5 protein-coding genes and 1 pseudogene are annotated in these 5333 nt (G+C 75.0%); 3 read left to right on the forward strand and 3 right to left on the reverse strand.

Annotation, left to right across the window (positions count from 1 at the left end; all coding sequences use genetic code 11):
- Together LCE31_RS36150 and LCE31_RS36155 are read right to left on the reverse strand one after the other, a co-directional pair.
- Nucleotides 1-638, reverse strand: a 638-nt coding sequence (locus LCE31_RS36150; RefSeq protein WP_225022131.1) for an isocitrate lyase/PEP mutase family protein, incomplete at its 3' end; no start/stop codon positions are given.
- A gap of 144 nt (nt 639-782) precedes the next feature.
- Nucleotides 783-1274, reverse strand: coding sequence for a carboxymuconolactone decarboxylase family protein (locus LCE31_RS36155; protein WP_225022133.1), 492 nt, complete (start codon nt 1272-1274; stop codon nt 783-785).
- 46 nt (nt 1275-1320) lie between these two features.
- On the opposite strand from LCE31_RS36155, the gene LCE31_RS36160 reads away from it, so the two are divergent.
- The 3 genes from LCE31_RS36160 (at nt 1321) to LCE31_RS36170 (ending at nt 4694) form a co-directional block, all read left to right on the forward strand.
- On the forward strand, nt 1321-3051 hold the full coding sequence (locus LCE31_RS36160) for an aminotransferase-like domain-containing protein (RefSeq protein WP_441349434.1): 1731 nt from the start codon (nt 1321-1323) through the stop codon (nt 3049-3051).
- 125 nt (nt 3052-3176) lie between these two features.
- The gene (locus LCE31_RS36165) at nt 3177-3458 is read left to right on the forward strand and encodes a hypothetical protein (RefSeq protein ID WP_374118671.1); all 282 of its coding nucleotides are present in this window, start codon (nt 3177-3179) and stop codon (nt 3456-3458) included.
- A gap of 48 nt (nt 3459-3506) precedes the next feature.
- A complete protein-coding gene (locus LCE31_RS36170; protein WP_225022134.1) occupies nt 3507-4694 on the forward strand; it encodes a glutathionylspermidine synthase family protein in 1188 nt (395 codons plus the stop codon).
- A gap of 163 nt (nt 4695-4857) precedes the next feature.
- Here the strand turns inward: LCE31_RS36170 and LCE31_RS36175 are convergent.
- Nucleotides 4858-5333: pseudogene (locus tag LCE31_RS36175) on the reverse strand (hypothetical protein); the annotation flags it as partial.

Consider the following 5333-nt stretch of genomic DNA (forward strand, 5'->3'; position numbering starts at 1 on the left):
GGGCCGGGGGAGGGCGAGACCACATTGATCGGCCCCTCGATGCCCGCGCGCAGCGCCGGGACGGCGTCGCGGGGGCAGGCGATCGGGTAGACGCAGTCCGCGCCCGCCGCCACGTAGAGGCGGGCGCGGGCCACGGCCGACGCGGGGTCGGTGTCGCCCGCGAGGAACGTGTCGACGCGCGCGTTGAGCACCAGGGCGCCGTCGGCCGCCGCGACCACCTCGGCCAGCCAGTCCGCGTGGCGCCGTGGGTCCTTGAGGACATGGCGCTCGGAGTCCTCCAGGTTGCAGCCCACCGCGCCCGCCTCCAGGGCGCGTTCCACCAGTTCCTTCGGCGCCAGCCCGTACCCGCCCTCAAGGTCCGCCGAGACCGGCACGTCCACCGCCCGCGTGATGCGCGCGACCGCGGCGAACATCTCCGTGAAGGGCAGCGCGCCGTCCTCGTGGCCGAGGGAGGCGGCGACCCCCGCACTCGGCGTGGCGAGCGCGGAGAAGCCCGCGTCCCTGAACGCCCGCGCGCTGCCCGCGTCCCAGGGTCCCGGCAGGACCAGGGGGTCCTCCGGCGCCCTGCCGTGGTGCGCGGCGCGGAACCCGGCGACCGGGGAGGCGGCGGAGGCACAGGGGGACTCTGGGAGCGGCATGGCTGGGGATACCCCGTTCGGTGGCGACGGATCGCGGATCGCGGATCGCGGGTGGTCGGTGGCGGGTGGCGTGCCGTGCGGCGGGACGGATGCGACCGTGCCGTGCCGTGCGGGCCCGTCGCCTGCTCAGTGCTGATGCGCGGCTCAGTGCTGATGTGCGGCCGGGGTGTAGTGGCCAGGAACCATCCGGGTGCTGACACCGAAGCGGTTCCACGCGTTGATGACCGTGATCGCGGAGATCAGGTGTGCCAGTTCCGTCTCGCTGAACTGCTCCGCCGCCTTCTCGTACACCTCGTCCGGCACGAAGCCGTCCGTCAGGACCGTGATGGCCTCGGTCAGCTCGATGGCCGCGACCTCCTTGCGTGTGTAGAAGTGCTGCGACTCCTCCCACGCGCTGAGCTGGATGACGCGCTCCACGGTCTCGCCCTTGGCCAGCGCGTCCTTGGAGTGCATGTCCACGCAGAAGGCGCAGTGGTTGATCTGCGAGGCGCGGATCTTCACCAGTTCCAGCAGGGTCGGGTCGACGCCGTGCCGCGCGGCGGCGTCGAGCCGGACCATGGCCTTGTAGACGTCGGGGGCGAGGGCCGCCATGTCGAGTCGGGGAGTGTGCTCCGGGATGCGTTCGTTCGTCGTCATGCGTCCACCGTAGAGGCGGGGTGGCACAGGAGTATGGTCCATTTCCATGAGGGATTCATGGGCCAATCCGATCCGTCCACCGGAGGGCGACACCGCCCGCGAAACCCGTTCGGACGCTCCGGACACCACCGCCGCTCCCGTCGCCTCTGACGCTCCGGCAACAGTCGTCGCCTCCGACGCTCCGGACACCGCCGCCGCCTCAGGCGCCGATCTGCACCTCGACCGCCTGGACCTGCGCCCCGGCCGCGGGCTGCGGGCCTCCCTCATGGACGCCCTGCGCGAGGCCGTACGCACCGGACGGCTCGCGCCCGGCACCCGGCTGCCGCCGTCCCGTGCCCTCGCGGCCGACCTGTCGATCGCGCGCAACACCGTCGCCGACGCGTACGCGGAACTCGCCGCCGAGGGCTGGCTCACCGCACGCCAGGGCTCCGGCACCCGCGTCGCCCCGCGCACGGCGCCGCGCCGCGTGGTCGGCCAGTCGGCGGGCGCGCCTCCGCCCCCGCCCGCCGCGCGGCCCGGCGCGGGTGCCCGCTTCGACCTGCGGCCCGGCAGCCCGACCCTGGCCAGCTTCCCCCGTGCGCGGTGGCTCGCCGCCGCGGGGGGGGGGGGGGCGACGGCGCCGGCCGCGGCGGGGGGGGGGGGGGGGGCCCCGGCGGGGCCCGGGCGGGCCGCCGGCCCCCCCCGGCCCCCCGGCCGCCCGCCCCTGCCCAGCCCCCCCCGGGCGGGGGGGCGCGCCGCCGCGCGGCGCGCGCTGACGGCCGCGCCGCACGAGGCGTTCGGATACGGCGATCCCCGGGGCCGCGTCGAGTTGCGCACCGCCCTCGCCGCATACCTGGCGCGGGCGCGCGGTGTGCACGCCGACCCGGACCGCGTCGTCGTGTGCGCGGGCTTCGTCCACGGGCTGCGCCTGATCGGGGCCGTCCTGGGCGCGCGGGGCGTACGGAAGGTCGCCGTCGAGCCGTTCGGCGTACCGGAGTACCGGGCGCTGCTGACGGACACGGGGCTGCTGGCCCCCGCCCTGCCCGCGGACGAGCACGGCACGCGTACGGCCGCGCTCGGCGAACTCCCCGGCCTGCGCGACGCGGGCGCCGTCCTGCTGACGCCCGCGCACCAGTTCCCCACCGGCACGGCCCTGCCCCCCGGCCGGCGCGCTGCCGTCGTCGACTGGGCGCGCGCCACCGGCGGGCTGGTCCTGGAGGACGACTACGACGGCGAGTTCAGGTACGACAGGCAGCCGGTGGGCGCCGTGCAGAGCCTGGACCCCGAGCGCGTCGTGTACTTCGGCACCGCGAGCAAGTCGCTCGCGCCCGGTCTGCGCATCGGCTGGATGGTGCTGCCGCGCGCGGTGACCGCGGAGGCGGTGGCGGCGAAGGGCCACGCCGACTGGGCGCCGGGCGCGCTCGACCAGCTGACGCTCGCGGAGTTCATCACGTCGGGCGCGTACGACCGGCACGTACGCGCCATGCGGCTGCGCTACCGGCGCAGGCGGGACCAGCTCGTCGCGGCCGTCGGCGAGCGCGCGCCCGGCGTGCGGGTGACGGGCATCGCGGCCGGCCTGCACGCCGTACTCGAACTCCCGCCGGGCACCGAGGAGTCGGTGGTCTCGGCAGCGGCGTGGCAAGGACTCGCCGTGGACGGGCTGCGCGGGTTCGTCCACGAGGACGCCCGCGACCGGCCCGAAGTGGCGGGCAGGGACGCGCTGGTGGTCGGGTACGCGACGCCGTCGGACAGCGCGTGGGCCGGGGCGCTGGACGCGCTGTGCCGGGTCCTGCCCTGACGCCGGGCCCGACGCCCCCCGGCGCGGGGGCCGCCGCCGTCGGCGGCTGGTGGCATGGCGTACGTACGTACTACTGTGCATCGGATTCGGCCACGGCCGGAGGAACCACAACAAGGGGGTGGCGCGTGGACACGCGCCGGAAGTTGAAGTCGGGCGCCGTCGTGCTCGGGGGCATGGGGCTGCTCGCCACCACGCTCGTGGCATGCGGCAGCGATCCGGACAAGCGCTGCGTGGACCCGGACACGCACAAGCTCCTGCCGGACAGCAGGTGCAAGCCGGGCGGCACGGGCCACTACTACTACGGCGGTTCCGTCAGCCACGGCCGTGTCTCGGGCGGGAGTTACAGCAAGTCGGCCGTCAAGAGCGGCGGCTTCGGCGGCGGCCGGCACGGGTCCAGCGGTGGCTGAGGACGCCGCGAAGCGGCTCACGGACCCGCGCGCCCCCGGCGGGCGCCGGTGAAGCGCCACACCATCGAGCCGCGCCCCGACTGGCAGCGGATCGTGGAGGAGCAGGGCGTCGTCTACCCGCTCACCCGCTACCCCGACGACTCGCTGCGCCCCTACTGGGACGAGAGCGCGTACTACTCCTTCACCCTGCCCGAGGTCGAGGCGCTGGAGGACGTGGTCGAGGAGCTGCACGCGATGTGTCTGGCCGCGGCCGACCACATCGTGGCACGGGACCGCTTCGCCGATCTCGGCATCACCGACCGGGCCCTCGCGGACGCGGTCGGCGAGTCCTGGCGGCGCAGGCGTGAACTGCCGTCCCTGTACGGCAGGTTCGATCTGCGGTACGACGGCGCGGGCGGCCCGGCCAAGATGCTGGAGTACAACGCCGACACCCCCACCTCCCTGGTGGAGGCGGCGAGCGCGCAGTGGTTCTGGATGGAGGACCGCTTCCCCGGCGCCGACCAGTGGAACTCGCTGCACGAGCGGCTCGTCGAGGCCTGGAAACGGCAGGCGCCGCTGCTGCCGCCCGGCCCGCTGCACTTCGTCCACAGCGAACTGGACGAACTGGGCGAGGACTTGATGACGGTCGCGTACCTGCGCGAGACGGCGGAACAGGCGGGCCTGTACACCGAGGCCCTGTCCGTCGAGGCGATCGGCTGGGACTCCATCGCGGGCCGGTTCGTGGACGACAAGCTCCGCTTCATCCGCGGCTGCTTCAAGCTCTACCCGTGGGAGTGGCTGGCCACCGACGAGTTCGGCCCGCACGTCCTCGAAACGCTGGACAACGGCGGCGGTACGGGAAGCACGTGCTGGATCGAACCCGCGTGGAAGATGCTCCTGTCCAACAAGGCGCTGCTGGCCGTCCTCTGGGAGCTGTACCCGGACCATCCGAACCTGCTCCCCGCCTATCTGGACGGCCCCCGTGAACTCGCCGCGGCGGGGCCCGGATACGTCTCCAAGCCGCTGCTGGGCCGCGAGGGCGACGGCGTACTGCTGCACGGCCCCGGCGGACATCCGGCCGTACGGGACGAGCCCTGCTGCTACCAGGAGCTCGCGGCGCTCCCGGAGTTCGACGGCAACCGGGTGGTGCTCGGCGCGTGGGTGGTCGAGGACGAGGCGGCGGGTCTGGGCATCAGGGAGTCGTCGGGCCTGATAACGGACGAGTACGCGCGGTTCCTGCCGCACGTGATCCGCTGACCGGCCGATCGGGTCGGCTGTTCGGGTCCGCTGATCGGATCGGCCGATCCGCTGGGACGCCTCTGCGCGGACGTGGACGTCGGCCAGGGGCGGACGAGCCCTTCCTGCCCGTTCCCGGCGTGTCCGTTCCCGCCCTGTCCGTTCCCGGCGTGTCCGTCCCTGCCTACGGCAGCCCCGCCGTGTCCGGCGCGTCCGGCGCCGGTGAAGCGCCCGGGGTCGGTGACGCGCCCGCCGCCGGCGCCGCGCCGGGCGCCGGTGACGCGTCCGGCGCATCCGCCCCGCCCGCGGGCGCCGTCGCCTCCGGTGCCTCGCCGAAGCGCGCGAGGGCCAGCGCGCCCGCCACCGCCACGGCGAAGCCGAGCACGGTCACCCAGCCGAGGCCCTCCCGGGTGCGGTCCCCGAGCCAGAGAACGCCCACCAGCGCGGGGCCCACGGTCTCGCCCACGACCATGCCCGCCGTGGCGGTCGTCACCGACCCGCGCTGGAGCGCCGACGTCAGCAGCAGGAACGCGGCTCCGCCCGCCACCAGCAGCGCGTACAGCGCGGGGTTCGCCCAGAAGCCGCCGGACGCGAGATCCAGCGAGTCGATCAGCCGCACCGCGACCTCGACCACCCCGAAGCCGGCCCCCGCGCCGAGAC

Source organism: Streptomyces sp. 8L, from assembly GCF_020176795.1.
Taxonomy (GTDB): Bacteria; Actinomycetota; Actinomycetes; order Streptomycetales; family Streptomycetaceae; genus Streptomyces.

Excerpts from the sequence above, each read along its gene's own strand:
- LCE31_RS36160 (WP_441349434.1), top strand. The coding sequence starts at position 1,321 with ATGAGGGATTCATGGGCCAATCCGATCCGTCCACCGGAGGGCGACACC.
- LCE31_RS36155 (WP_225022133.1), bottom strand. The coding sequence starts at position 1,274 with ATGACGACGAACGAACGCATCCCGGAGCACACTCCCCGACTCGACATG.